The organism is Pinisolibacter sp. DMC19, assembly GCF_056313985.1.
In genome coordinates, this window is record NZ_JBQUZF010000003.1 from 570,945 (window position 1) to 597,201 (window position 26,257).

At 70.1% G+C, this 26,257-nt stretch carries 27 protein-coding genes; 16 read left to right on the plus strand and 11 right to left on the minus strand.

Translation table 11 applies throughout. From position 1 onward, the window contains the following. Nucleotides 1–4 precede the first annotated feature (4 nt). A complete protein-coding gene (locus ACT53U_RS10735) occupies nt 5–547 on the plus strand; it encodes a F0F1 ATP synthase subunit B (RefSeq protein ID WP_476154894.1) in 543 nt (180 codons plus the stop codon). 10 nt (nt 548–557) lie between these two features. Continuing rightward, nucleotides 558–1,049, plus strand: coding sequence for a F0F1 ATP synthase subunit B family protein (locus tag ACT53U_RS10740; RefSeq protein WP_476154895.1), 492 nt, complete (start codon nt 558–560; stop codon nt 1,047–1,049). 117 nt (nt 1,050–1,166) lie between these two features. Here ACT53U_RS10740 and ACT53U_RS10745 read toward each other — a convergent pair whose 3' ends face one another. Genes ACT53U_RS10745 through ACT53U_RS10755 form a run of 3 tightly spaced genes read right to left on the minus strand, consistent with a single transcriptional unit; the run spans nt 1,167 to nt 3,470 of the window. Then, nucleotides 1,167–1,898: a ribonuclease HII gene (locus ACT53U_RS10745; RefSeq protein WP_476154896.1), complete on the minus strand. Its 732-nt coding sequence runs from the start codon at nt 1,896–1,898 to the stop codon at nt 1,167–1,169. Further along, a complete protein-coding gene (locus tag ACT53U_RS10750; RefSeq protein ID WP_476154898.1) occupies nt 1,885–2,328 on the minus strand; it encodes a VOC family protein in 444 nt (147 codons plus the stop codon). The genes ACT53U_RS10745 and ACT53U_RS10750 overlap by 14 nt, the downstream gene beginning before the upstream one ends. An 11-nt stretch (nt 2,329–2,339) precedes the next feature. Further along, nucleotides 2,340–3,470 carry a PA0069 family radical SAM protein gene (locus ACT53U_RS10755; RefSeq protein WP_476154900.1) on the minus strand — a complete coding sequence of 377 codons (1,131 nt, stop codon included), beginning with the start codon at nt 3,468–3,470 and terminating at the stop codon, nt 2,340–2,342. A 163-nt stretch (nt 3,471–3,633) separates the two neighbouring features. Here ACT53U_RS10755 and ACT53U_RS10760 point away from each other — a divergent pair, with 163 nt between their 5' ends. Next, a complete protein-coding gene (locus tag ACT53U_RS10760) occupies nt 3,634–4,320 on the plus strand; it encodes a glycosyltransferase (RefSeq protein ID WP_476154901.1) in 687 nt (228 codons plus the stop codon). A 44-nt stretch (nt 4,321–4,364) separates the two neighbouring features. Continuing rightward, nucleotides 4,365–5,024, plus strand: a complete 660-nt coding sequence (locus tag ACT53U_RS10765; RefSeq protein ID WP_476154902.1) for a DedA family protein — start codon at nt 4,365–4,367, stop codon at nt 5,022–5,024. Between the two features lie 146 nt (nt 5,025–5,170). Here ACT53U_RS10765 and ACT53U_RS10770 read toward each other — a convergent pair whose 3' ends face one another. Further along, entirely contained in the window at nt 5,171–6,847 is a 1,677-nt protein-coding gene (locus ACT53U_RS10770; RefSeq protein WP_476154904.1) for an electron transfer flavoprotein-ubiquinone oxidoreductase, read from the minus strand. A 325-nt stretch (nt 6,848–7,172) separates the two neighbouring features. Here ACT53U_RS10770 and ACT53U_RS10775 point away from each other — a divergent pair, with 325 nt between their 5' ends. Continuing rightward, entirely contained in the window at nt 7,173–8,114 is a 942-nt protein-coding gene (locus ACT53U_RS10775; protein ID WP_476154906.1) for a uracil-DNA glycosylase, read from the plus strand. A 401-nt stretch (nt 8,115–8,515) separates the two neighbouring features. Continuing rightward, nucleotides 8,516–8,794, plus strand: a complete 279-nt coding sequence (locus ACT53U_RS10780; protein WP_476154908.1) for a hypothetical protein — start codon at nt 8,516–8,518, stop codon at nt 8,792–8,794. Between the two features lie 107 nt (nt 8,795–8,901). Here the strand turns inward: ACT53U_RS10780 and ACT53U_RS10785 are convergent, their stop codons facing one another. Then, a complete protein-coding gene (locus ACT53U_RS10785; protein ID WP_476154909.1) occupies nt 8,902–9,234 on the minus strand; it encodes a hypothetical protein in 333 nt (110 codons plus the stop codon). A gap of 217 nt (nt 9,235–9,451) precedes the next feature. On the opposite strand from ACT53U_RS10785, the gene ACT53U_RS10790 reads away from it, so the two are divergent. Next, nucleotides 9,452–10,363 (plus strand): glycine--tRNA ligase subunit alpha, encoded by a 912-nt coding sequence (locus ACT53U_RS10790; protein ID WP_476155068.1) that lies wholly within the window; start codon nt 9,452–9,454, stop codon nt 10,361–10,363. A gap of 179 nt (nt 10,364–10,542) precedes the next feature. Next, the gene (locus tag ACT53U_RS10795; protein ID WP_476154911.1) at nt 10,543–10,977 is read left to right on the plus strand and encodes a DoxX family protein; all 435 of its coding nucleotides are present in this window, start codon (nt 10,543–10,545) and stop codon (nt 10,975–10,977) included. A 15-nt stretch (nt 10,978–10,992) separates the two neighbouring features. Here the strand turns inward: ACT53U_RS10795 and ACT53U_RS10800 are convergent, their stop codons facing one another. After that, complete coding sequence (locus ACT53U_RS10800) at nt 10,993–11,388, minus strand: winged helix-turn-helix transcriptional regulator (RefSeq protein WP_476155070.1); 396 nt, start codon at nt 11,386–11,388, stop codon at nt 10,993–10,995. A 166-nt stretch (nt 11,389–11,554) separates the two neighbouring features. Between ACT53U_RS10800 and ACT53U_RS10805 the strand changes: the two genes are divergently transcribed. Beyond that, complete coding sequence (locus tag ACT53U_RS10805) at nt 11,555–12,226, plus strand: NAD(P)-dependent oxidoreductase (RefSeq protein WP_476154912.1); 672 nt, start codon at nt 11,555–11,557, stop codon at nt 12,224–12,226. A gap of 137 nt (nt 12,227–12,363) precedes the next feature. Beyond that, entirely contained in the window at nt 12,364–14,646 is a 2,283-nt protein-coding gene (gene glyS, locus ACT53U_RS10810) for a glycine--tRNA ligase subunit beta (RefSeq protein ID WP_476154914.1), read from the plus strand. A 76-nt stretch (nt 14,647–14,722) separates the two neighbouring features. Here glyS and ACT53U_RS10815 read toward each other — a convergent pair whose 3' ends face one another. Further along, entirely contained in the window at nt 14,723–15,052 is a 330-nt protein-coding gene (locus tag ACT53U_RS10815; RefSeq protein ID WP_476154916.1) for a ribbon-helix-helix domain-containing protein, read from the minus strand. Nucleotides 15,053–15,141: 89 nt separating this feature from the next. After that, complete coding sequence (locus ACT53U_RS10820; RefSeq protein WP_476154917.1) at nt 15,142–15,717, minus strand: DJ-1/PfpI family protein; 576 nt, start codon at nt 15,715–15,717, stop codon at nt 15,142–15,144. A gap of 214 nt (nt 15,718–15,931) precedes the next feature. Here ACT53U_RS10820 and ACT53U_RS10825 point away from each other — a divergent pair, with 214 nt between their 5' ends. Together ACT53U_RS10825 and ACT53U_RS10830 are read left to right on the plus strand one after the other, a co-directional pair. Then, nucleotides 15,932–16,252 (plus strand): NIPSNAP family protein, encoded by a 321-nt coding sequence (locus tag ACT53U_RS10825; RefSeq protein WP_476135207.1) that lies wholly within the window; start codon nt 15,932–15,934, stop codon nt 16,250–16,252. Between the two features lie 91 nt (nt 16,253–16,343). Continuing rightward, on the plus strand, nt 16,344–17,078 hold the full coding sequence (locus ACT53U_RS10830) for a UTRA domain-containing protein (protein WP_476154919.1): 735 nt from the start codon (nt 16,344–16,346) through the stop codon (nt 17,076–17,078). A 243-nt stretch (nt 17,079–17,321) separates the two neighbouring features. Here the strand turns inward: ACT53U_RS10830 and ACT53U_RS10835 are convergent, their stop codons facing one another. After that, nucleotides 17,322–18,692 (minus strand): formimidoylglutamate deiminase, encoded by a 1,371-nt coding sequence (locus ACT53U_RS10835; RefSeq protein WP_476154921.1) that lies wholly within the window; start codon nt 18,690–18,692, stop codon nt 17,322–17,324. 110 nt (nt 18,693–18,802) lie between these two features. On the opposite strand from ACT53U_RS10835, the gene hutI reads away from it, so the two are divergent. From hutI to hutU, 4 genes are all read left to right on the plus strand, one after another. Beyond that, nucleotides 18,803–20,014: an imidazolonepropionase gene (gene hutI / locus ACT53U_RS10840; protein ID WP_476155072.1), complete on the plus strand. Its 1,212-nt coding sequence runs from the start codon at nt 18,803–18,805 to the stop codon at nt 20,012–20,014. Nucleotides 20,015–20,017: 3 nt separating this feature from the next. Then, on the plus strand, nt 20,018–21,589 hold the full coding sequence (hutH, locus tag ACT53U_RS10845; RefSeq protein ID WP_476154923.1) for a histidine ammonia-lyase: 1,572 nt from the start codon (nt 20,018–20,020) through the stop codon (nt 21,587–21,589). Beyond that, nucleotides 21,586–22,401, plus strand: a complete 816-nt coding sequence (gene hutG / locus ACT53U_RS10850) for an N-formylglutamate deformylase (RefSeq protein ID WP_476154925.1) — start codon at nt 21,586–21,588, stop codon at nt 22,399–22,401. The genes hutH and hutG overlap by 4 nt, the downstream gene beginning before the upstream one ends. 221 nt (nt 22,402–22,622) lie before the next feature. After that, nucleotides 22,623–24,290 carry a urocanate hydratase gene (gene hutU, locus ACT53U_RS10855; RefSeq protein ID WP_476154927.1) on the plus strand — a complete coding sequence of 556 codons (1,668 nt, stop codon included), beginning with the start codon at nt 22,623–22,625 and terminating at the stop codon, nt 24,288–24,290. Between the two features lie 447 nt (nt 24,291–24,737). Here hutU and ACT53U_RS10860 read toward each other — a convergent pair whose 3' ends face one another. Beyond that, a complete protein-coding gene (locus ACT53U_RS10860) occupies nt 24,738–25,220 on the minus strand; it encodes a Dps family protein (RefSeq protein WP_476154929.1) in 483 nt (160 codons plus the stop codon). 57 nt (nt 25,221–25,277) lie between these two features. Beyond that, the gene (locus tag ACT53U_RS10865; RefSeq protein ID WP_476154931.1) at nt 25,278–26,210 is read right to left on the minus strand and encodes a ZIP family metal transporter; all 933 of its coding nucleotides are present in this window, start codon (nt 26,208–26,210) and stop codon (nt 25,278–25,280) included. Nucleotides 26,211–26,257: the final 47 nt, after the last annotated feature.

Consider the following 26,257-nt stretch of genomic DNA (forward strand, 5'->3'; position numbering starts at 1 on the left):
CGAGATGGCGGAACAAGTCCACACCACGGCAGAGGTGCAGCACGGCGGCGCGCAGCACGGCGGGGCCTTCCCCCCGTTCGACAGCTCGACCTTCGCCTCGCAGCTCCTCTGGCTCGCGATCACCTTCGGCCTCTTCTACGTGCTGATGGCCAAGGTCGCCCTGCCGCGCATCGGCGGCATTCTCGAGACGCGTCACGGCAAGATCGCCGCCGACCTCGAGGAAGCGAACCGCCTCAAGGCGGATTCGGAAGCGGCCGGCGCCGCCTACGAAGCCTCGCTCGCCGCGGCCCGCAAGAAGTCCCAGGAGATCGCCTCCGAAACCCGTGCGGCGCTGACCGCCTCGATCGACGCCAAGCGCGCCGATGCCGAGACCGGGCTCGCCTCCAAGATCGCCGAGGCGGAGAGCCGCATCGCCGACATCAAGACCAAGGCGCTCGCCGAGGTCGACGGCATCGCGGTCGACACCGCCGAAGCCCTGGTCTCGTCGCTGGTCGGTGACGGTGTCTCGCGTGACGAGATCGCCGCTGCCGTCGCCGCGGCGAAGTGAGGAGAAACTCATGGACGCGACGTCTCTCGCCTCTCTCTGGGCCTTCATCTCGCTTCTCATCTTCTTCGGCGTCATCGTCGCCCTGAAGGTTCCGGGCAAGATCGGCGCTGCGCTCGACGGCAAGGTCGCCGCGATCGAGGCCGAACTCGCCGAGGCCAAGCGCCTGCGCGAGGAAGCCGCCGCGCTGCTTTCCGCCTACAAGCAGAAGGCCGCCGACGCCGAACTCGAGGCCCAGTCGATCGTGGCGGAAGCCAAGGCCCAGGCCGAGTTCGCCACCACAGAGGCCGAAAAGGCGCTCGAGGATCTGATCGCCCGCCGTACCAAGGCGGCCGAATCCAAGATCGCCCAGGCGGAAGCCCAGGCGGTGGCGGAAGTCCGCTCGCGCGCCACCGACCTCGCGGTCGCCGCTGCCGAGAAGCTGATGGCCGCCAAGGTCGCCGGCCCCTCGGGTGACGTGCTGGTCGCCAAGGGCATCGCCGAGGTCGCCGCCAAGCTCAACTGAGCCGGCTGCACTTCGCAACGAATTCGAACCCGCGTCTCGCGAGAGGCGCGGGTTCTTCGTTTTCGGGGCCGGGTGGGGCGCATCACCGGTGGAGCGCAGGTCGCGGGCCGCCTCGGCTCACCCGAAGAGATCGCCCTGCGATCCGCCCGCCGTCTCCGGCCGCGCGGGGCGCGCCTTGGGCACCGGCTTCTCCTTCGGCGGCAGGCCGAGGGCGCGGGCGACCGGGGCGAAGCTGCGGCGGTGAAGGGCCGTCGCGCCGAGGCGGGAGAGTGCCGCCATGTGGTCGGCGGTGCCGTAGCCCTTGTGCTTCTCGAGCCCGTAGCCCGGATGCTCGGCCCCCGCCTTCTCCATCAGCCGATCGCGCAGCACCTTGGCGACGATCGAGGCGGCGGCGATCGTGAGAGACCGCGCATCGCCTTCGACGACCGCCGTGCCGGGACACGGCAGGCCCGGCGGCACGTCGATGCCGTCGATCAGCACATGGTCGGGCGGCACGGCCAGCCCCTTCACCGCCCGTCGCATCGCGTCGAGCGTCGCGGCGCGGATGTCGGTCCCGTCGATCCGCTCCACCGAGGAGAGCGCGATCGCCACGCTGTGATCGGCGAGGATCGCCTCGAACAGTGCCTCGCGCCTGGCCGCCGTCAGTTTCTTCGAATCGTTCAGCCCGACTGGTACCTTCGACCAGTCGAGCACCACGGCGGCGGTGACGACAGGTCCGGCGATCGGCCCACGCCCCGCCTCGTCGACGCCGGCGATCCGCGAGCCGGGCGCGCCATGGGCACGCTCCAGCGAATCGTCCGGCCCCGCCGCTGTCGTGGCGACCTTTGCCTTCGTCTCACGCTTGGCCATGGTCGCCCTCCGGCAGGCGGGTGATGCCCTCGCCGTCGATGGGGAAGAACGGGTTGTGCGCCACCTCCCAGAGGTGGCCGTCGGGGTCGGCGAAATAGCCGGAATAGCCGCCCCAGAAGACTTGCTTCCCCGGCTTCACCAGGCGTCCACCGGCCGCGACCGCAGCCTCGAGCCCGGCATCGACCGCCTCGCGGCTGTCGCGATTCCAGGCGAGGGTGATGCCGGAAAAGCCGGTGCCGTCGGCGGCCACCATCGCGTCTTCGGCGAGCGCGGTGCGCCCGTAGAGCGCGAGGATCACCCCGTTCATGTCGAAGAAGGTGACGTGTTCGTTGCTCGCGGCACCCACCCGCGCGCCGAGGGCGACGTAGAAGGCGGTCGCCCGGTCGACGTCGGCGACGCCGAGGGTGACGAGCGACAGGCGGATCGACATCGGGTTCTCCTTCAGAACAGCGACAGTTGCCGGCCGGCGAGTTCCGGCGGGCGGAAGCGGTCGCAGTCGAGCGCGTCGCGCTTCGGCTTGGCGATGCCGAGCCGCTTCAGCGCCAGTTCGAAACGGCGACGGATCTGGTCGGCGTAGGGCCCGCTGCCCCGCATTCGCCGCCCCCAGGCCGCGTCGTAGTCCTTGCCGTCGCGCATGGCACGCAGGATCGACAGGACGTGACGATAGCGGTCGGGATGGTGTTCGACGAGCCAGCCCTTGAAGATTTCGGTGACTTCGAGCGGCAGGCGCAGCAGCACCCAGCCGGCCTCGCCGACCCCGACGGCGGCGGCCGCCTCGAGGATCGCCTCGATCTCGGGATCGTTCAGCGCCGGGATGATCGGCGCGACCAGGACACCGGTCGGAATGCCGGCCTCCGACAGCGCCTTCAGTGCCGCGAGCCGCTTCTCCGGGCTCGACGCACGCGGCTCCATCGAGCGCGACAGGCGACGGTCGAGCGAAGTGACCGACATCGCCACCCGCGCCAGGCCCTTCGCCGCCATCGGCGCCAGGATGTCGATGTCGCGGGCGACCAGCGCCGACTTGGTGACGATCGTCACCGGATGATCGGTGCGGGCGAGCACCTCGAGCACCTCGCGGGTGATCCGCCAGCGCCGTTCGATCGGCTGATAGGGATCGGTGTTGGTGCCGAGCGCGATCGGCTTCGGCCGATAGCCGGGCGCGGCGAGCTCGCGCTCCAGCAGCCGCGCCGCGTCGGGCTTGGCGAAGAGGCGGCTCTCGAAGTCGAGCCCCGGCGACAGGCCCATGTAGGCGTGGGTCGGCCGGGCATAGCAGTAGGAGCAGCCGTGCTCGCAGCCGCGATAGGGGTTGATCGAGCGGTCGAAGCCGATGTCCGGCGACGAATTCCGCGTGATGATCGTCTTCGGCTTTTCGATCGTCACGGTGGTGGCGAAGGCCGGCAGATCGTCGAGATCGCCCCAGCCGTCGTCGAAGGCCTCGCGCCGTTCGCGCTCGTAGCGGCCCGAGGCATTGGCGGTCGCGCCGCGTCCACGCCGCCGATCGGCGACGACGGCGCCTTCCGCCGGGACGCCGGCGGCAACGGGGGAGGACGACGTGGGCTCGATCCGATTCATGCCCCGATCATGCGTCGGAAGTGAGAACAAGACAAGAACATCCTTCGCATCGCGGCGTCCCGCGGCTTTCCCACGCTGGCAGGCGGCGCCGCGCGCGTGTATGACGGATCTGCGAAAAAGGCGATCGCGGGGGCGATCCGCCGGGGACGAGGTCGTCGAGCCCATGTTGTCCGTCGTCATTCCGACGAGAAACGCCGAGGAGGGCCTCGCCCGCACGCTGTCGTCGCTGGTCGCGGCGGCGGCCGAGGGCGTGGTGCGCGAGGTGATCGTGGTCGACCACGGCTCGACCGACGGCACCCGCATCGTCGCCGATGCCGCCGGCTGCACGCTCATCGACGGGCCGGCCGACTGGGCGGGCCGGGTCGCGGCGGGCGTGGCGGCGGCGCGGCGGGCACCGTGGTTCCTGATCCTGCCGCCCGACGTCTTCCTCGAGGGCGACTGGTTCCGCGAGGCGGCGAGCTTCGTCGAACGGGTCGAACGGACCGGGCGGGCCGACGACACCGTCGCCGTTTTCCGCCTCGCCTGGGACGACTTCGACTGGCGCGCCCGCCTCGCCGAGCACCTCGTCACCCTGTCGCAGCGCCTCTTCGGCTCGCCCCTGCGCGAGCAGGGCCTGCTGGTGGCGCGCGACCGGCTGGAGAAGGCGGTGCGGACGGCGGGCCGCGGCGATCACCGCGCCCTCGTCGCCGCGCTCGGCCGGACGACGCGGCGGGTGCTGCGGGTCGAGGCGGTCGTGCTGCCGCCGGGCAGCGGCGGCGCCGCGGTCCCCTCGGCCGCCGGCCTCGCGGTGCTGGCACTGGCGGCGATCGGCCTGCCGGTCGGACCGGACGGACTGTCCGCCGATCGCTGATACCGTCTCGACGCCGCCACGATCTCTCTGCGATCATGGGTGCCATGGACATCGCGCAAACCTTCACCGATCTCCTCGCCTTCGTCGAGCGCAACCAGGCCTGGGCGGGTCTCGTCTTCGGCCTGATGGCCTTCGGCGAATCGCTGGTCGTCGTCGGCGTGCTGGTCCCGGCGACCGGTGTGATGATGGCGGCGGGCGCGCTGATCGGCACCGGGCAACTGCCCTTCCTCGACATCTGGATCGGCGGCGCACTCGGTGCGGCGCTGGGCGACGCGATCTCCTATTGGGTCGGCCTGCGCCTCGGCCCGCACGTCGAGCGCATCTGGCCCTTCTCGCGCCATCCCGAGACGCTGGCGGCCGCACGCAACGTCTTCGCCCGCTGGGGCTGGACGGCGATCCTGATCGGCCGCTTCATCGGCCCCCTGCGCGCCAGCGTGCCGACGGTCGCCGGCATGTCGGCGATGCCGGTGATCCCCTTCCAGATCGCCAACTTCGGCTCGGCGGTCCTGTGGATCCCGGTGCTGATCGCGCCGGGTTCGATGGGCGCCTGGGCGTGGAAGCTCTTCGGCGAGGGCGACCGCGAGGCGGCGATCGCCGTCGTGGCGGCGCTGCTGGTGGTACTGGTCGGCACCGTGCTGGTCGCCCGTCGCCTGCTGCCGCGCCTGCTCAAACGGGGTGTGGGGGAGGGTGCCGGCGAACCGTGAGGGTGGGCCGGCATCGCGCACGTCCCTCTCCGCGGCGGACGACCCGTCCTGCCGTATCCGGTAAATCCGAAGCCCCGAACCGTCCGTGAAACGCGAAACGCCCGAGGTCTCCCCCGGGCGTTTGATCTCGTCTCGATCGGCGTCGATCACATGTTGGGATAGTTCGGCCCACCGGCGCCTTCCGGCGTCGTCCAGGTGATGTTGCCGTTCGGGTCCTTGATGTCGCAGGTCTTGCAGTGGACGCAGTTCTGCGCGTTGATCACGAACGTGTCCTCGCCGTCCTTCTCCATCCACTCGTAGACGCCCGCCGGGCAGTAGCGCGTCGACGGACCGGCGTAGACGCCGAGCTCGGACGACTTCTGCAGTGCCGGGTCGGCGAGCTTCAGGTGGATCGGCTGATCCTCCTCGTGGTTGGTGTTCGACAGGAACACCGAGGAGAGCCGGTCGAAGGAGACCTTGCCGTCGGGCTTCGGATAGACGATCGGCGTGCATTCCGCCGCCGGCTTCAGCGAGGCCGCGTCGGTCTTGCCGTGCTTCAGCGTGCCGAACAGCGAGAAGCCGAAGAGCTCGTTGGTCCACATGTCGAGACCGCCGAGCGACACGCCGAGGATGGTGCCGAGCTTCGACCACAGCGGCTTGACGTTGCGGACCTTCTTCAGGTCCTTGCCGATGTCGGAGCCGCGCCAGGCGCGTTCGAACTCGATCGGCTCGTCGTGGGCGCGGCCCGCGGCGATCGCCTCGGCGATCTTCTCCGCCGCCAGCATGCCCGACAGCATGGCGTTGTGGCTGCCCTTGATGCGCGGCACGTTGAGGAAGCCGGCCGAACAGCCGATCAGCGCACCGCCCGGGAACGACACCTTCGGCACGGACTGATATCCGCCCTCGGTGATGGCGCGCGCGCCGTAGGCGATGCGCTTGCCGCCCTCGAAGACGCCGCGGATCTTCGGATGCGTCTTGAAGCGCTGGAACTCCTCGAAGGGCGACAGGTAGGGGTTCTCGTAGTTGAGATGGACCACGAAGCCCACGACGACCTGATTGTCCTCGATGTGGTAGAGGAACGAGCCGCCGCCGGTCTTGAAATCGAGCGGCCAGCCGAAGGAATGCTGGACGAGACCCGGCTTGTGCTTCGCCGGATCGACCTGCCACAGTTCCTTGATGCCGATGCCGAACTTCGGCACGTCGGCGTCCTTGTCGAGCCCGTACCTGGCGATCAGCTGCTTGGCGAGCGAGCCGCGCACGCCCTCGCCGATCAGCGTGTACTTGGCGAGCAGCGCCATGCCGCGGGTGAAGCTGTCCTTGGGCTCGCCGTCGCGGCCGACGCCCATGTCGCCGGTGGCGACGCCGATCACCGCGCCCGCGTCGTCGTAGAGGATCTCGGAGGCCGCGAAGCCCGGATAGATCTCGACGCCCAGCGCCTCGGCCTTGGCCGCGAGCCAGCGGCAGACGTTGCCGAGGCTGACGACGTAGTTGCCGTGGTTGTTCATCAGCTTCGGCATGGCGAAGTTGGGCAGGCGGATGCTCGCGCCCGGCGTCAGCACCAGGAACTGGTCCTCGGTGACGGCGGTCTTGAACGGATGATCCGCCTCCTCGCGCCAGCCCGGAACGAGGCGATCGACGGCGATCGGATCGACGACGGCACCGGAGAGGATGTGGGCACCGACCTCGGAGCCCTTCTCGAGCACCACGACGGAGATGTCCTCGCCCTTCTCGGCGGCGATCTCCTTCAGGCGAATGGCGGCGGCGAGGCCCGCAGGGCCCGCACCGACGATCACCACGTCGAATTCCATGCTCTCCCGCTCGGGAAGCTCGGCTGCCGCGCTCATTCCACGAAACTCCTCAAAGCTCGGCGCGGGGCCTGCCCGCGCTGCGATCTCCCCGAACGGACCTCGTCGCCGGCCCCCCGACGTCGATGCCCGCCCCTCGCGACGTCTCCGCCGCATGCCCTCTTTTCGGGGGACGGCCGGCGATCGGCGCCGCGAAAATTCCGTCCCGTCCGTGCCGCGGTATCGCGCGTCGGCGATCCACGGTCTATCATGCCCGGGATTTCGCGCTCGCGCGCAGCCGCAGGCTCCGAAGACCACTTAGACGCTTTCGAACCTTCCGCCAAGGCAGAAGAAAGTGTCGTATTGGGAAAGTCGTCGCATCCCCATGCCGTCGCCCCTCTCCCACGCCGAACTCGTCGCCCTGGTCGATTGGTATTCGGCCGTCGGCGTCGACGTCTGCCTGGGCGACGACCCGGTCGATCGCTTCGCCGAGACCGCCCGCGAGGCCGAGGAGCGCCGGCAGCGTGCCGCCGCCGTCGCCGAGCGTTTCGCCGGCCGCCCCGCCCCGCGTCCCGATGCCGCGGCGGCCGAGACGGCTGCGACCGCGCCCGATCGGGCGGCGCCCGACCGCTCGCGCATGCCGCTGCCCGCCGCCGAGCGTCGCTTCGAGCCGCCGCCCCAGCCGGTCGCCCGGCCGAGCCTCGGCGCCGCGGTGCCCGGCGATGCCGGCGTCGTCGCCGCGCGCGAACTGGCGGCGCGCGCCCCGAGTCTCGAGGCGCTGCGCGAGGCGATGGAACGTTTCGAGGGCTGCAATCTGCGCCTCACCGCCCGCCGGCTGGTCTTCTCCGACGGCGCCGCCGGCGCCCGCGTGATGTTCGTCGGCGAGGCGCCCGGCCGCGACGAGGACGAGGCCGGCATTCCCTTCGTCGGCCGTTCCGGCCATCTGCTCGACCGCATGCTGGCGGCGATCGGCATGAAGCGCTCCGAGGTCTACATCGCCAACGTCGTGCCCTGGCGCCCGCCGGGCAACCGCACGCCGACGCCGCAGGAGACCGAGATCTGCAAGCCCTTCGTCATGCGCCAGATCGAACTGGTGGCGCCGGAGGTGCTGGTCTTCCTCGGTGGCGCCTCGGCGGCGGCACTGACCGGCACGACGCTCGGCATCACCCGCCTGCGCGGCCGTTGGCTCTCCTATGCCACCTCGACCGGCGAGATCCCGGCCATGCCGACGCTGCACCCGGCCTATCTGCTGCGCCAGCCGGCGCAGAAGCGCTTCGCCTGGCGCGATCTCCTCGCCATTCGCCGCCGGCTCGATTCCTTCGGCTGATCCGCAGTCTCCGCCGCGCAGATGCCCCGCTTCCGAGCCGTCGGCGAGGGCGCTTCCGTTCGCCGCGAGCGTGGAGACGACAGCGCTCATGCCGAGGTCTCGCGGAGCGTCACGAACATCGATGCCTCCTTCCGCCTCGGATCCGTCGGTGCGCGACGAGTCTCCTGTGCAGTGTGACGCGAAGATGTGCTCGCGAATACTGTAGAATTCAATGTGTATTCGAATACGAATCGTTAACCAATATACTTACGTGTGAGGTAATTGCGTATTCAAATATGCATCTCATGCAGCCACCATTGCGGCTCGAGACAATTATAAATAATCGGGAAAGCGGCCGTCAGGAGAGTCGGGCGAATATTGTGGATCGGGAGCGGGGGAGGCCAGAACAGGGAGGTCGGGTCATGTCCATCGGGTCCGTCGGATCTTCTTTCAACGTCATCCAGCCCATTCGTGCAGCGCGAGAGACCGCTGCTTCCGCACGTGCCGCCGAGGCTGCGACCGCATCGGTCGACGGCGACACCGGCGGATCCCGGGACTGGCTGCCCCGGACGGCTTCCGAGGTCGCCGCCGAGAAGCTCGACTCGACCGCCATCGGCCGCCTCGTCGCTGCGCAGGAAGAGGCCGCGTCGCGGCCCCGCGTCTCGTCGCAGGACGCCTCGAAGGCCTATTCGCGCGCCTGAGGCGCCCCCGACCGCCATCGGTGCTCCGGAAACGAAAGAGGCCCCGCGCAACGCGCGGGGCCTCTTTCGTCGTCATGGCCGAAGCCGCGGGCAGGCTGCGATCGATCTCAACGATCGATGCAGTGCCGAACGCGCTCGCCGGTGCGGTCGACGGTGGCGACGTCGCAGATCTGCTTGGCGCGGGAGTGCTTCGGCGTCCGCGGACGCTCGGGCTCGCGCTGCCGGTCCGGCGCGCAGGCGATGGTGGGCGGGCAGTTGCCCGGCTGGCCGAGCAGCATGACCTGACCGCCGCCACCACCGCCGTCGGTGCCGGTCGAGCCGGCGGTGGACGGGGTGCTGCGGCCGACGGCCGCGCGCTGGGCCTGGGCTTCGAACGAGGTGCCGGCGACGGCGAGGACGGCGGCGAGGGCGACGAAGGCGTTGCGGATCGCGATGGGCATGGGAACCTCCCGGGTTCACTGTTCCGGCCCGACCATCGAGCCGTTCTTGCTCGTCTGTCGTTGCGGCCCGCGAGCCGGTTCAAAGAAAAATGGAAACGAATGGAAAAAAAGCGAGGGGCGCGATGTCGGTTGACGCGAGCCGCCGGCGATGGCTAGGGTCCGGCACGATTTTCTCCCCGGACCTCGCCCCATGATCGCTTCCGACACGCCCGCCCACATGCGCCCCGATCGCTCCTTCCAGGGGCTGATCCTCACTCTCCAGCGCTTCTGGGCGGATTACGGCTGCGTCGTGCTCCAGCCCTACGACATGGAGGTCGGCGCCGGCACCTTCCATCCGGCGACGACGCTGCGCGCGCTCGGCCCCAAGCCCTGGCGCGCCGCCTATGTCCAGCCCTCGCGCCGCCCCAAGGACGGCCGCTACGGCGAGAACCCCAACCGGCTGCAGCACTACTACCAGTTCCAGGTGATCCTGAAGCCGTCGCCCGCCGATCTCCAGGACCTCTACCTGAAGTCCCTCGCGGCGATCGGCGTCGACGCCGCCACCCACGACATCCGCTTCGTCGAGGACGACTGGGAGAGCCCGACGCTCGGCGCCTGGGGTCTCGGCTGGGAATGCTGGTGCGACGGCATGGAAGTGTCGCAGTTCACCTATTTCCAGCAGGTCGCCGGCTTCGAGTGCTCGCCCGTCTCCGGCGAACTGACCTACGGCCTCGAGCGCCTCGCCATGTACGTGCAGGGCGTCGACAACGTCTACGACCTCAACTTCAACGGCCGCGACGGCCACGAGAAGGTCACCTACGGCGACGTCTTCCTGCAGGCGGAGAAGGAATATTCCCGCCACAACTTCGAACACGCCGACGTCGAGATGCTCTTCGAGCAGTTCCGCATGGCCGAAGCCGCGGCGAAGAAGTATCTCGCCGCCGGTTGGGACGGCCCGGAGGAGAAGCGTCACCTGATGGCGCAGCCGGCCTACGACCAGTGCATCAAGGCCTCCCACGTCTTCAACCTGCTCGACGCCCGCGGCGTCATCTCGGTGACCGAGCGCCAGAGCTACATCCTGCGCGTCCGCGAACTCGCCAAGGCCTGCGGCAAGGCATGGCTCGCCACGGCGGGCGGCGGCGCCGCGTGAGGCGCACCCCGACCGACACGGATCTTCGAACGCCGCGCTCGCCCGAGCGCGGCGTTTCGGTTTTCTCGTAAGGTGTTTCCCATCGTCGAACGATGAGTGCGCCGATCTTCGCGAAATCAGATCAAGGCTTTTTGCCGCCATCGATGGTCTCATCGTCACACCGACGAGGAGAAAACAACATGTCCATCGATCTTTCGCGTTTCGATCTCACCAACGGCGACAACATCATCCGCATCACGGCCGGGCTCTTCATGCTCCCGCACGTAGCCGGCAAGTTTGTCGACCACGCCGCCATTCTCGGCTTCTTCACCAAGGCGGGTTTTCCGGCGCCGGAGTTCTTCCTCTGGCTGGCGGCGGCGGTCGAAGGACTGTCGGGCCTCTGCCTGGTGCTCGGCCTCTTCACCCGCTTCGCGGCACCCGCGGCGGCCGGCGCGCTCTTCGTCGCGGCAGCGGCGCTGTTCGAGGTCGGCGGCTTCAAGTGGCTGTGGAACAAGGGCGGCTTCGAATACCCGATCTTCTGGGCGCTGATCTGCCTCGCCATCGCCGCCAAGGAATGGATGCCGGTGCTGCGCGCCCGCTTCGCCGCCGCGCCGGCCCCCGTCGCGGCCGAGTGATCGCGGCGATGCCGCTCACACCTCCGCCGCCGCGTCGAAGCGGCGGCGGTTCTCGCCGATCTCGGCCTGTCGGGTGACGGCCCAGTCGGCGAGCGACCCGATCGGTCCGGCGAGCGAGTGACCGAGGTCGGTCAGGGCATATTCGACCTGCGGCGGGTTGGTCGGCCGGACGGTGCGGCTGATCAGACCGTCGCGTTCGAGGCTGCGGAGCGTCACCGTCAGCATCCGCTGCGAGATCGCCCCGACCGCCCGCTTCAGCGCGTTGAAGCGCAGCGGCCCGTCGCCGAGCCGCAGGATCACCAGCACGCTCCAGGCATCGCCCAGCCGATCGAGCACGTCGCGGACCGGGCAGAGCATCCGCGCGTCGGCGACCGGTCCGGTGACGCCGGCGATCACCCGGATCTCGGCCATCGAACGGTCGCCGACCGGGGCGGTTCCTTGCGTGTGCCTTGCATTCATGAACATGCGTCCTTCCGCACGAAGTCACTTCATGCGATCAAGTTACCATTCGTAACCTGATCGCACAATCGAACCGCCATTCGGTCGTGCCGTCCCTCGATCCGAAGGAGGACCTGCCATGAAGATCGCCCTGATCGGCGCCACCGGTTTCGTCGGCGCCCCCGTTCTGGAAGAAGCCCTGTCGCGCGGCCATGAGGTCGTGGCGCTCGCCCGCGATCCGGCCAAGATCGCCCCCCGCGCCGGCCTGACCGTGGTGAAGGCCGATGCCTACGACGCGGCCTCCGTCGCGGCTGCCGTCAAGGGCGCCGATGCCGTGATCTCCGCCTTCAACCCCGGCTGGACCGATCCCGAGATCGCGCCGAAGTTCACCGTCGGCGCCAAGGCGATCGACGCCGGCGTGATCGCCTCGGGCGTCAAGCGGCTCCTGGTGGTCGGCGGCGCCGGCTCGCTCTTCGTCGCGCCGGGCGTGCAACTGGTCGATACGCCGGAGTTCCCCGAGTTCGTCCGTGCCGCCGCCTCAGCCGCCCGCGATCTCCATTCCGACTACGTCGCCGGTCGCGCCGGCAACGGCCTCGACTGGACCTTCCTGTCGCCGCCGGCCGGCTACGGCCCCTACGACCCGGCGGCCGATGCCCCGCGCACCGGCAAGTACCGCGTCGGCAAGGACGAGGTCCTCTTCGCCGGTCCCGCCCCCGCGACGATCTCGCGCGCCGACCTCGCGGTGGCGATCCTCGACGAGATCGAGAAGCCGGCCCACGTCCGCGCCCGTTTCACCGTCGCGGCCGCCTGACGACGCCTCGGATGGCGTCTCGAACCCACCGAAGGGCCGGAGCGATCCGGCCTTTCGCGCGTCTCGGGCTGGACACCGTCGCGCCCCGGCTCTATGCCTCGACGCGACCCGTTTTCCGAGCCGGACCAGAGCCGACCATGCCCGAACTGCTTCTCGAACTGTTCTCCGAAGAGATCCCCGCCCGCATGCAGAAGAAGGCGTCGGAGGATCTGAAGAAGATGATCACCGACGGGCTGGTTGCCGCGGGCCTCCATTACGAGGGCGCCAGCGCCTATGCCACGCCGCGCCGCCTGACGCTGCACGTCGTCGGCGTGCCCGCCAAGGGCGCCGACGTGCGCGAGGAGAAGAAGGGCCCGCGCGTCGGCGCGCCCGACCAGGCGATCCAGGGCTTCCTCAAGGGCGCCGGCCTTGCCTCGCTCGATCAGGCGACCGTCGTCTCCGACAAGAAGGGCGATTATTACGTCGCCGAGACGGTGAAGCCCGGCCGCAAGGCGATCGACGTGCTGGCCGAACTGGTGCCGGCGACGATCCGCGCCTTCCCCTGGCCGAAGTCGCAGCGCTGGGGCACGGGCACGCTCCGCTGGGTGCGTCCGCTCCACTCGATCGTCTGCACCTTCGGCACCGAGTTGGAAGAGCCGGAGATCGTCCCCTTCGAGGTCGACGGCATCCATGCCGGCAACATCACCCGCGGCCACCGCTTCCTGGCGCCCGCGCCCTTCTCGGTGAAGCGCTTCGAGGACTATGTCCAGAAGCTGCAGAACGCTCGAGTTATTCTCGACACCGAGCGCCGCAAGCACATCATCCTCGAGGACGCCAAGTCGCTCGCCTTCGCGCAGGGCCTCGAGCTGGTCGAGGACGACGGCCTGCTCGACGAGGTCGCAGGCCTCGTCGAATGGCCGGTGACGCTGATGGGCACCTTCGAGGAGGAGTTCCTCGAAGTTCCGCCGGAGGTGATCCGCGCCACCATCCGCGCCAACCAGAAGTGCTTCGTGCTGCGCTCGCACCACATCGACCAGAAGCTCGCCAACAAGTTCCTGCTGGTCTCGAACCTCGAGGCCAAGGACGGCGGCAAGAAGATCGTCGCCGGCAACGGCCGCGTCATCCGCGCCCGCCTGTCGGATGCCCGCCACTTCTTCCACACCGACCTCGCCGACCTGCCGGACTACAAGGATGCAGGCCCGATCCTCGACCAGCGTCTGGCGAAGCTGCGCGCGCTGAACGTGGTGTTCCACGAGAAGCTCGGAACGCAGGGCGCCCGCGTCGATCGTCTGATCCGCCTCGCCGGTGAACTGGCGCCGCTGGTCGGTGGCGACGTCGCCAAGGCGAAGCGCGCCGCCGAACTCGCCAAGGCCGACCTCATGACCGAGGTCGTCGGCGAGTTCCCCGAGGTCCAGGGCCTGATGGGCCGCACCTATGCGATGGCGCAGGGCGAGTCGATCGACGTCGCCGCGGCGATCGAGGATCACTGGAAGCCGCAGGGCCCGTCCGACCGCGTACCGTCCGACCCGGTGTCGATCGCCGTCGCGCTCGCCGACAAGCTCGACGTGCTGACCGGCTTCTGGGCGATCGACGAGAAGCCGACGGGTTCGAAGGACCCCTACGCGCTGCGTCGCGCCGCACTCGGCGTGATCCGCATCCTGCTGGAGAACGGGGTCCGGCTGAAGCTGGTGCCGGCGATGCTGTATTCGCTTCGGTCCGTAGTTCGCCAATCTGTTAATAAATATTGGGAAAATGAGAGGAACTCTCTTTCGCTTGAGGTAGAATACGACGCGATTTGCAAGAAGTTTTTGCAGGGCAGTTGGGCGGATTTCGCCGGTTCGATCGTCGGGCTTGAGCAACATGTGGTTGAAGATGCGGTTGCACTAAAGACCGAAGTGGACGCCGTTTCCGATCTCCTCGCCTTCTTCGCCGATCGCCTCAAGGTGCAGCTGCGCGACCAGGGCGCGCGGCATGACCTCGTCGACGCCGTCTTCGCGCTCGGCACGCCCGAGAACCCGCAGGACGACCTCGTCCTGGTGGTGAAGCGCGTCGACGCGCTCGGCACCTTCCTCGCGACCGAGGACGGGGCCTCGCTCCTCGCCGGCTACAAGCGCGCCGCCAACATCCTCGACAAGGAGGAGAAGAAGGACGGCCGCGCCTATGCCGGCGCGATCGACGCGTCGCTCCTCGCCGAGCCGGCCGAGAAGGCGCTCGCCGCCGCGGTCGAGACCGCGACCGCCGCCGCCGCCAAGGCCGTGGCCGCCGAGGACTTCGCCGCCGCCATGACGGCGCTCGCGTCCCTGCGCGGTCCGGTCGACGCCTTCTTCGACGGCATCCTCGTCAACGCCGACGACAAGGGCGTGCGCGAGAACCGGCTGAAGCTGCTCGCCGCCATCCGCGCCGCCTGCGCCACCGTCGCGGATTTCTCGCGCATCGGCTGACGCCGGCACGGACAGAGACATCAGGAGCCCGTCGGAGCGATCCGGCGGGCTCTTCGCGTTTCGGGGCCTGGCCCCCTCACGCGTCGGCGACGAAGGCCGCCAGCGCCGCCGGCCGCGCGAAGACACCCGGATCGGCGACGCCGTTGACCTCGCCCGAGACCCATCTGAGCGCGATCACCCGGAGCAGCGAGGCGAAGTTGCCGACTTCGCCGCGCAGTTCCACCACCTCGTCGTAGAGGGTGGAGAGGAACCGCGCGGTCGATAGCCCCGCGGCGCGGGCGATGTCGTCGACGATCCGCCAGAAGGCGGCCTCGAGGCGCAGGCTGGTGACGACGCCGGCGATGCGCACGGAGCGCGTCGTCGGCTCGAAGAGCGCCGGATCGGTGGATGCGAAGACATGGCACATCGGTTTCGGTCTCCTCCCGAACCGCGCCGGAGCATGTCCCTTCGAGGGATCTCTCGCCCCGGTGCAAACGGCCACGGCCCCGCGCCGCCTCAGTGGGTGATGCGGGTGCCGAGCACCGCCAGGAACTGCGCCATCCATGCCGGATGGGCGGGCCAGGCGGGCGCCGTCACCAGATTACCATCGGTGTAGGCGCCGTCGATGGCGATGTCTGCATATTCGGCGCCGGCGAGCCGCACCTCCGGCGCGCAGGCCGGATAGGCCGAGACCTTGCGTCCGCCGATGACCCCGGCCGCCGCGAGGATCTGGGCGCCGTGGCAGATCGCAGCGATCGGCTTGCCGGCCTTGGCGAAGCCCTGGACGAGCGCGATCACCCCGGCATCGAGGCGGAGATATTCCGGCGCGCGGCCGCCGGGGATGACCAGCGCGTCCCAACCTTCGTGCGAGGCCGGGAAGTCGGCATTGATCGCGAAGTTGTGGCCGCGCTTCTCCGAATAGGTCTGCTGGCCTTCGAAGTCGTGGATCGACGTGGCGATGCTCTCGCCCGCCTTCTTGCCCGGACAGACCGCATGGACGGAATGGCCGACCGCGGCGAGCGTCTGGAACGGCACCATCGCCTCGTAGTCTTCGACGAAGTCGCCGACGAGGAACAGGATCTTCTTGGACATGACATCTCTCCCGTACCCTCTCTGCCGCCGTCTCGGGGGGAGAGGGCCGGAGGGTTGTGGAGAGCATCGGCCGAAACCGCGACGGTCGGGTAACACTCCGCTACTACGCGCGCCGCGCGGCCGAGCCATTCGAGGCCCGCGCCCACCGCGGCCGGCGAATCCGCTAGTCTCGCCCGATCCCGCCCCGTCGCGGCACGAGCCGAGGAACAGACCCATGATCGTCGACCTGCGCATCTACACCTGCAAGCCCGGCCGCGTCGCCGACTTCGTCGCCATCTACGAGACGCTCGCCTGGCCGCTGCAGCAGAAGTATCTCGGCCGCTGCCTCGGCTGGTACACCGGGCTCGAGGGGCGGCTGAACACGGTCGTCCACATGTGGGGCTTCGACAGTCAGGCCGACCGCGAGGCGCGCCGCAAGGAGATGGCCGCCGACCCCGCCTTCGCCGTCTATCTGAAGGCGATGGCGGAGGCCGACGTGCTGGTCGACATGGAGAACCGGATCCTGTCGCCCACCGCCTTCTCGCCGGTGAAGTGAGGCGCCGTTTGCCATCGACCGACCCGATGGGCGACGATCGGAACGCGATTCGAAAGCCCTTCGGGTCGTCACGGCAACGGCGACGCGACGCATGCAGCAACTCGGAGACCTCGACGGCCGCGGGCCGCTCTGGCAGCAGATCCGCCGAGCCCTGCTCGAGCCGATCCGCGACGGCCGTTGGAAGCCGCACGCCAAGATCCCGAAGGAACTCGAGATCATGGAGCGCTACGGCGCCGCCCGCATGACGGTGAACCGTGCGCTCGGCAGCCTCGCCGCGGAGGGCATCGTCACGCGCAAGAAGCGCGCCGGCACCGTCGTCGCCGATCGCCCGCCGGAGCGGCCGCTGCTCGAGATCTGGGACATCGTCGCCGAGGTCGAGCGGCTCGGCGGTGTCTACGGTTTCGAGATCCTCGATCGCGCCCGCCTCGAGCCCGACGACCCGGAAGCCGCCCCTCTCGGCCTCGAGGAAGGGGCGCCGGTGTTGCGGCTTCTGGTGCGGCACGTCTCGGACGGCGCGGCGTTGCAGATCGAGGAACGCCTGATCAATCTCGCCGCCGTGCCGGAGGCGGCGGAGGAGCCCTTCGCCACCCGCCCGCCGAGCGCCTGGCTGCTCGCCCACGTGCCGTGGTCCGACGCCGAACACGTCATCTCGGCGGAAGCCGCGAGCCGCGAGACGGCGGCCTTGCTGACGGTGAAGACGGGCACCGCCTGTCTCGTGGTCGAGCGTCGCACCTGGCGCGACGGCGTGCCCATCACCTGGGCGCGCTTCGTCCACCCCGGCGACAAACGCCGCCTCGTCGGCCGGTTTCGCTCCGACGCGGGGTGACCGAGCGTATCGGCACGGCCCATCTCCCCTCCCATCAGGGGAGGGGCAAGGGGTGGGGTGAACGGCCCGTCAGGGCCGAGAACGCGCCCGCCGAGGATGCCGAACCGCCGAACCCCACCCGCCTCGCGACGCTCGGCACCCTCCCCTGAGGGGAGGGTGGGAGCGGCGACGCCTCGGGAGATCATCGATGGCAGTTCCGGTGGAAAGGGCGGAAAAGGGGCTCCCTAGGCGCTCGGCCGAACCTCATCCCGCCGCTTCCGCCAGCGCGACGACCGTGCGCCGATGGGCCGCCTCGACCTGCTCGCGGGCGACGTGGCGGCCATCCGCGACCACCTGCCGGCCTGCGGCCCACACGGCGCGGACCGGGTTCGTCGCCGCCGCGAAGATCCAGGCATCGAGCACCGCGTCGTCGCGACGGCCGAAGAGGGCAGGGTGGTCGGTATCGAGCACCACGAAATCCGCCGCCGCGCCGATGGTGAGCCCGCTCGTCTCCCGCCCCAGCGCCTGCCCACCACCGGCGAGCGCCGCGTCGAACAGAGAGCGCCCGGTCGACCGCGGCGGCTCGGCGAGGCGGTTGCGGGCGCGATCGACGAGGCGTTGGCTCTGCTCCAGCAGACGCAGCTCCTGCGGCAGCGAGATCAACACGTTGGAATCGCTGCCGACCCCGTAGCGGCCGCCGCGGGCGCGGAAGTCGACGGCGGGGAAGACCCCGTCGCCGAGATCGGCCTCGGTGATCGGGCAGAGGCCTGCGACCGCGCCCGAGGCGGCAACGCGGCCGATCTCGGCCTCCGTCACATGGGTCGCATGGACGAGGCACCAGCGCGCATCGACCTCGGCCAGATCGAACAGGCGCTCGACCGGCCGCAGTCCCGTCGCGGCGAGACAGTCCTCGACCTCGCCCACCTGCTCGGCGACGTGGATGTGCACCGGCCCCGCCGGATGCGCCGCGACGAGCGCCGCGAGCTCCGACCCGTTCACCGCCCGGAGCGAATGCGGCGCGATGCCGACGCAGGCCCCGGCGAGCGGCGCCACGGCGCGAGCGGCGCCTTCGTGCAGTCGGGCGAAGAGGTCGAGATCGCTCGCGAAACGCCGCTGGCCCGGTCCGGTCGGCCGGTCGTCGAAGCCGCCGTGGGCGTAGAAGACCGGCAGCAGCGTCAGGCCGATGCCGGTCGCCGCCGCCGCTTCCGCCACAGCGAAGGCCATCTCCGCCGGCTCGTCGTAGGGCCGGCCGTCGACTGCGTGGTGGAGATAGTGGAACTCGGCGACGGCGGTGAAGCCGCTCTCCAGCATCTCGACCTGTGCCATCGCCGCGAGCGCCGCGAGGTGCTCCGGCGTCATCGCATGTGCGAACCGGTACATCGCCTCGCGCCAGGTCCAGAAATGATCCTCCGCCCCCGGCCCGCGCCGCTCGGCGAGGCCGGCGAAGCCGCGCTGGAAGGCGTGGGAATGGAGATTGCCGACGCCCGGGACCGTGACGCCGGCGATGCGCGGCCCCTCGCCCGTCGCGGCCTCGCCGTGGGTGACCGAGACGATGCGGCCGTCCTGCCAGGAGACGCGGACGTCGTCGCGCCAACCCTGCGGCGTCAGCGCTCGTTCGAAGATCGCGGTCTCCATCGTCGGCGTCCTCTCGCGAATATTATGTCTAGACATATTGACAGAGACGGCGACCCGGAGCAAGGTCCTGATCGATTGAAATCGGATGCCCTCGAACCTTCGGCATGCCCATGGCCTTCGACGTCGACACGCTCTGGATCAACGCCCGCCTCGCCACCATGGCGGCGGATCGGCCGGGCCTCGGTGTGATCGCCGACGGCGCGATCGCCGCGCGGGCCGGCCGCATCGCCTTCGTCGGATCGCGTGCCGACCTGCCGGCGGATCTGAAGGCCGCGTCGACCGTCGACTGCGACGGCCGCTGGATCACCCCCGGCCTGATCGACTGCCACACCCATCTCGTCCATGCCGGCAACCGCGCGCGTGAGTTCGAGGCCCGGCTCGAGGGCGCGACCTATGCCGAGATCGCGGCGGCCGGCGGCGGCATCGCCGCGACGGTCCGGGCGACGCGAGCGGCGAGCCTCGACACCCTCGTCGCCGAGAGCCTGCCGCGGCTCGATCGCCTCCTCGCCGACGGCGTCACCACGGTCGAGATCAAGTCCGGCTACGGCCTGGAACCCGCCACCGAGCGCCGCATGCTCGAGGCCGCCCGGCGACTCGGTGCGATCCGTGACGTCGGCGTCGCCACGACCTTCCTCGGTGCCCATGCCCTGCCGCCGGAGGCGAAGGGCGACAGGGCGGCTTACCTCAACAGCGTCGTCGCGATGATCGAGGCCTTCGCCGGCGAAGGGCTGATCGATGCGGTCGACGCCTTCTGCGAGACGATCGCCTTCTCGCCCGACGAGGTCGCCCGCGTCTTCGAAGCTGCGACGCGCGCCGACCTGCCGGTGAAGCTCCATGCCGACCAGCTCTCGAACCTCGGCGGTGCCGGGCTCGCGGCGCGGTTTGCGGCGCTCTCGGCCGACCATCTCGAATGGACCGACGGGGCCGGCGCGGCGGCGATGGCCGCGGCCGGGACGGTGGCGGTGCTGCTGCCCGGCGCCTTCCACATGCTGCGCGAGACGCGACTGCCGCCGATCGACGCCTTCCGTCGCCACGGCGTGGCGATGGCGGTTTCGACCGACTGCAACCCCGGCACCTCGCCGATGACGTCGCTGCTGCTCGCCATGAACTTCGCCGCGGTGCGCTTCGGCCTGACGGTCGAGGAATGCCTCCTCGGCGTCACCCGCCACGCCGCCCGCGCGCTCGGGCGGGCGGACACGATCGGCACGTTGGAGGCCGGCAAGGCCTGCGATCTGGCGATCTGGTCGGTCGACAGCCTCGCCGCCCTCGTCGAGGCGCTCGGCGCCCTTCCTCTTCACGCACGCATCCGCAACGGACGGTGACCCATGACGACGAACCCCGCGCCCCCCGCTCCGGTGACCCTCGTACCCGGTAACGTGACGCTCGCCGAATGGCGCGCCGTCTCGGCCGGCGCCGCGGTCTCGCTCGATGCCTCCGCCGTGCCGGCGATCGAGGCGGGGGCGCAGGCGGTCGCGGCGATCGTCGCCGCCGGCGCGCCGGTCTACGGCATCAACACCGGCTTCGGCAAACTCGCCTCGGTCCGGATCGACGACGCCGATCTCGAGCAACTCCAGCGCAATCTGGTGATCAGCCACGCCTCCGGCGTCGGCGAGCCGCTCGATCCGGCGATCGTCCGGCTGATGATGGCGCTGAAGCTCGCCAATCTCGGTCAGGGCGCCTCGGGCGTCCGGCTCGAGACGGCCCGCCTGCTCGAGGCGATGCTGGCGCGCGACGTGCTGCCGCTCGTCCCGGCGCAGGGCTCGGTCGGCGCCTCGGGCGATCTCGCACCGCTCTCCCACATGACGGCGGCGATGATCGGCGTCGGCGAGGCCTTCTTCCGCGGCGAGCGCATGACGGCGAGCGACGCGCTGGCCCGCGCCGGCCTCGCCCCCGTCGTTCTCGGGCCGAAGGAGGGGCTGGCGCTTCTCAACGGCACCCAGTTCTCGACAGCCAACGCCCTCCACGCGCTCTTCGGCGCCGAACGGGTGCTGCGCGCCGCGCTGGTGGTGGGCGCGCTCACGACCGATGCCGCCAAGGGCTCCGACGGTCCCTTCGACATCCGCATCCAGAGCCTGCGCCGCCACCCCGGCCAGATCGAGACGGCGGCGACGCTGCGCGCGCTGATGGCCGGTTCCGCCATCCGCGCCAGCCACGGCACCGGCGACGACCGCATCCAGGACCCTTATTGCCTGCGCTGCCAGCCGCAGGTGATGGGCGCCGCCCTCGACATCCTGCGCTCCGTCGCCGTGACGCTGGAGCGCGAGGCGAACGGCGTCACCGACAATCCGCTGATCTTCGTCGATGCCGACGGCCGCCCCGAGGCGATCTCGGGCGGCAATTTCCACGCCGAGCCGGTTGCCTTCGCCGCCGACATCGTCGCGCTGGCGCTGTGCGAGATCGGCTCGATCGCCGAACGCCGCGTGTCGCTGCTGGTCGACCCGGTGCTGTCGCGCCTGCCGGCCTTCCTGACGCCGCGGCCGGGGCTGAACTCCGGCTTCATGATCCCGCAGGTGACGGCGGCGGCGCTGGTCTCCGAGAACAAGCAGATGGCGCACCCGGCGAGCGTCGATTCGATCCCGACCTCGGCCAATCAGGAAGACCACGTCTCGATGGCCGCCCACGGCGCCTACCGGCTCCATCGCATGGTGCGCAACGTGGCGAACGTGCTGGCGATCGAACTGCTCGCCGCCGCTCAAGGCTGCGACTTCCACGCGCCGCTCACCTCGAGCCCGGTGCTCGAGCGCGTCCGCGCTGCGGTGCGCGCCCGCGTGCCGGCGCTCGACGACGACCGCTTCTTCGCCCCCGACATCGCGGCTGCCACCGCGATGATCCTCGACGGCACGATCGAGACCGCCGCCGCCTCCGTGGATCTCCCCGAACTGGACGTGGCGCCATGAGCGAAGCCGACTTCGTCACCGTCGAACGCGGCACGGCGCCGCTGATCCTGACCTTCCCGCACGCCGGCACCGGCCTCGCCGGGCTCGACGAGCGCTTCGTCTCGCCCTGGCGCGCCCGCCGCGATGCCGATTGGCACGTCGATCGGCTCTATGCCTTCGCGCGAGACCTCGGCGCCACGCTGATCGGCACGACGGTGTCGCGCTCGGTGATCGACCTCAACCGCGATCCCTCCGGCGCCTCGCTCTATCCGGGCCAGACGACGACCGGCCTCTGCCCGACCGAGACCTTCGACGGCGAACCGCTGTATCGACCGAGCGAGGAGCCCGACGCCGCCGAAATCGTAGAACGTCGCGCTCGTTGGTTCGACCCGTGGCACGCCGCCCTCGACGGCGAGATCGCGCGGCTCCGCGCGCTCCACGAACGCGTCGTCCTCTACGATTGCCACTCGATCCGCTCGACGATCCCGCGCCTCTTCGACGGCCGTCTGCCGCAGTTCAACATCGGCACCAACGGCGGGACGGCCTGCGATCCGGCACTGACCGCGGCGGTCGCCGCTCCTTGCGCGGCGAGCAACCTCGGCCATGTCGTCGATGGTCGGTTCAAGGGCGGCTGGATCACCCGCAGCCGCGGCCGGCCCGAGACGGGCGTCCATGCGATCCAGATGGAACTGGCGATGCGGGGATATCTGCGCGAGCCGGTGGCGATCGACGAGACGAACTGGCCGCCGTCCTTCGACGAGAGCTGGGCGGAACCCGTCGCCGACACCCTGCGCAGCGTGCTCGTGGCGGCGCTGGCCTTCGCGCGGGGGTGAGGCGTGTGAACATTCCGGCGCCGTGCGGAGGCCCTTCGTCCTGAGGTGCTCGCGCAAGCGAGCCTCGTGAGGCGCGAAGGGCCGAGTGGCACCGCCCGTCGACGCCTTCGCCCTTCGAGGCCCGACGCTGTCGGGCACCTCAGGGTGAAGCCGAACGGGATCAGAGACCTTCCGAATTCCAGATTTCGGGTTCCGGACCCGGCAACCGAGGAAACGCCCCCATGACCCGCATCGACAATACCCGCGTCGTCCGAGCCCCGCGCGGGGCCGAGAGGTCCGCCAAGAGCTGGCAGACCGAGGCCGCCCTGCGGATGCTGATGAACAATCTCGATCCGGAGGTCGCCGAGCGGCCGTCGGACCTCGTCGTCTACGGCGGCATCGGCCGGGCGGCGCGCGACTGGGAGAGCTTCGATCGCATCGTCGAGACGCTGCGGCGGCTGGAAGACGACCAGACGCTGGTGGTGCAGTCGGGCAAGCCGGTCGGCGTCTTCCGCACCCATGCCGACGCGCCGCGCGTCCTCATCGCCAATTCCAACCTCGTGCCGCGCTGGGCGACCTGGGAGCATTTCGACGAGCTCGATCGCAAGGGGCTGATGATGTACGGCCAGATGACGGCCGGCTCGTGGATCTACATCGGCAGCCAGGGCATCGTTCAGGGCACCTACGAGACCTTCGCCGAAGCGGCGCGGCGCCATCACGGCGGCTCGTGGCAGGGACGCTGGATCCTGACCGGCGGCCTCGGCGGCATGGGCGGCGCCCAGCCGCTCGCCGCCACCATGGCCGGCGCCTCGTGTCTCGCCGTCGAATGCCGGCCGTCGAGCATCGATTTCCGCCTGCGCACCGGCTATCTCGACGCCCGCGCCGACACGCTCGACGAGGCGATGGCGATGATCGAGCGCGCCCGGATCGACGGTCGGCCGATCTCCGTCGGGCTTCTGGGCAACTGCGCCGAGATCCTGCCCGAGATGCGCCGCCGCGGCATCCGCCCCGATCTCGTCACCGACCAGACCTCCGCCCACGACCCCGTCAACGGCTACCTGCCCGTCGGCTGGACGCTGGAGGAGTGGGAGAGCCGCCGGGCGAGCGACCCGAAGGGCGTCGCCAAGGCCGCCCGCGCCTCGATGGCGACCCATGTCGAGGCGATGCTCGGCTGGTGGCGCGACGGCGTGCCGGTCACCGACTACGGCAACAACATCCGCCAGATGGCGCTTGAGGAGGGCGTCGCCGACGCCTTCGCCTTCCCCGGCTTCGTTCCGGCCTACATCCGCCCGCTGTTCTGCCGCGGCATCGGCCCCTTCCGTTGGGCGGCGCTCTCCGGCGACCCGGAGGACATCGCCAAGACCGACGCCAAGGTGAAGGAGCTGATCCCCGACGACGCCCATCTCCACAACTGGCTCGACATGGCGGCCGAGCGCATTCGGTTCCAGGGCCTGCCGGCGCGGATCTGCTGGGTCGGCCTCGGCGATCGCCATCGCTTGGGGCTGGCCTTCAACGAGATGGTGGCGAAGGGCGAGCTGAAGGCGCCGATCGTCATCGGCCGCGATCACCTCGACAGCGGTTCCGTCGCCTCGCCCAACCGCGAGACGGAAGCGATGATGGACGGCTCCGACGCCGTCTCCGACTGGCCGCTCCTGAACGCGCTGCTCAACTGCGCCTCGGGCGCGACCTGGGTGTCGCTGCACCACGGCGGCGGCGTCGGCATGGGCTTCTCCCAGCACGCCGGCATGGTGATCGTCGCCGACGGCAGCGAGGCGGCGGCGGCCCGTCTCGGTCGTGTGCTGTGGAACGATCCGGCGACCGGCGTCATGCGCCATGCCGACGCCGGCTACGACATCGCCCGCGACTGGGCGCGCGAGAAGGGCCTCGATCTGCCGGGTATCCTCGGCTGACACGACGACGGCGCGACGGGGAGCCCGCCGCGCCTTCATCCTCGCCTCGAGGGATCTCTGCGGAACTCCGTCGAGGCTCGGATCGACGTCCGTGCGCGATCCTTCGAGACGCGCCTGCGGCGCTCCTCAGGATGAGGCTCTGAAGGATTTCCCGGCAAAGACAGACGCCTCATGCTGAGGAGGGCGCCCACGGGCGCCCGTCTCGAAGCATCGCGCACGGCATCGCCGCGTCTTCACCCTCCCATCAGGGGAGGGTGCCGAGCGCAGCGAGGCGGGTGGGGTTCGGCGGCGCGGCGTCCTTGGAGGATGCGGACACCCTCCGGCCCTGACGGGCCGATCACCCCACCCCTTACGCCTCCCCTGAGGGGAGGGGGAGCACCGCGTCCGGTCGGGGCGGAGTTCGTGAAGCCGTGCGGCGAAAGGCGAGCCCGAGCTCCCGTCTGGCTATCACTCCTCGAGCAGCGAACGCAGCATCCAGGCGGTCTTCTCGTGGACGTCGATGCGCTGGGTCAGGAGATCCGCCGTCGGCTGGTCGTCGGCGGCGTTCACCACCGGGAACAGCGCCCGCGCCGTGCGGGCAGTCGCTTCCTGGGCGGAGACCAGATGGCGGACCATGTCGAGCGCCTTCGGCACGCCCTCGACCTCGGCGATCGAGGCCCGCGCCACGAATTCCTTGTAGGTGCCGGGCGCCGGGAAGCCGAGCGAACGGATGCGTTCGGCGATGGCGTCGAGCGCCGTCCACTGCTCGGTGTACTGCCCCATGAACATCAGGTGCAGCGTGTTGAACATCGGCCCCTTCACGTTCCAATGGAAATTGTGCGTCATCAGATAGAGCGTGTAGCTGTCGGCGAGGAACGACGACAGGCCGTCGGCGATCGTCTTGCGGGTGGCCTCGTCGATGCCGATGTTGATCTGCGGAATGCCGGACATGAAGGGTCTCCTGGTTGGGTGGTCGGGGCGATGCCTCGCCTCGGGCCGTGAGTTGGATCAGCCGAGGGTGGTGTCGAGCACCATCATCAGCGCGAAGCCGGCCATCAGCCCGACCGTCGCCGGCGTCTGGTGGCCGTTGCGATGGGTCTCGGGAATGACCTCGTGCGAGACGACGAAGAGCATGGCGCCGGCGGCGAGGCCGAGACCGATCGGATAGGCGATCTCGAGCCCGCCGGTCAGACCGACGCCGAGCACCGCGCCGATCGGCTCGAGCAGGCCGGTCGCCACCGCCATGACGACCGAGCGCCCGGCCGAGAAGCCGGCACCGCGCATCGCCAGAGCGACGGCGAGGCCCTCCGGAATGTCCTGCAGCGCGATCGCCGTGGTCAGTGGCAGGCCGACCGCCATGTCGGCATGGGAGAAGCCGACGCCGATCGCCATGCCTTCCGGCAGATTGTGGAGCGCGATGGCGAAGACGAAGAGCCAGACCCGGCCGAAACGCTCGACGCCCGGCCCGCAGGGGCCGACGGTCTCGTGCTCGTGCGGGGTGAAGGCGTCGAGGCCGAGCATCAGCAGCACGCCGAGCCCCATGCCGGCGACGACGATCAGCGCCGCGGCCGACTTCGAGCCGGAGAGCGTGGTGCCCGCCTCGAGGCCGGGAATGATCAGCGAGAAGGCGGAGGCCGCCAGCATCATGCCGGCCGCGCCGCCGAGCAGCACGTCGGAGAGCTTCTGCGGCATCTCCCGCAGCATCAGCGCCGGCAGGGCGCCGAGCGCCGTCGCCGCGAAACCGGCGAAACCGCCGATGATGCCGAGCTTCAATCCGTCCGAGGCCTCGCCGGCGACGAGATCGCGCAGGCTCGCCCCGAGCAGCACCAGCACCGCCGCCAGCGCCAGACCGAGGCCCGCCGCCGTCACCGGGTTGCGCCGCACGTGCGCGCCGAGCGTGACGGTCCAGGGTGCGTTCTCGACCCGTGAGTCCATGGACATGACGTTTCTCCCGTGCGGCATGCTCCGATGGCGCCGCGCCGATCCTG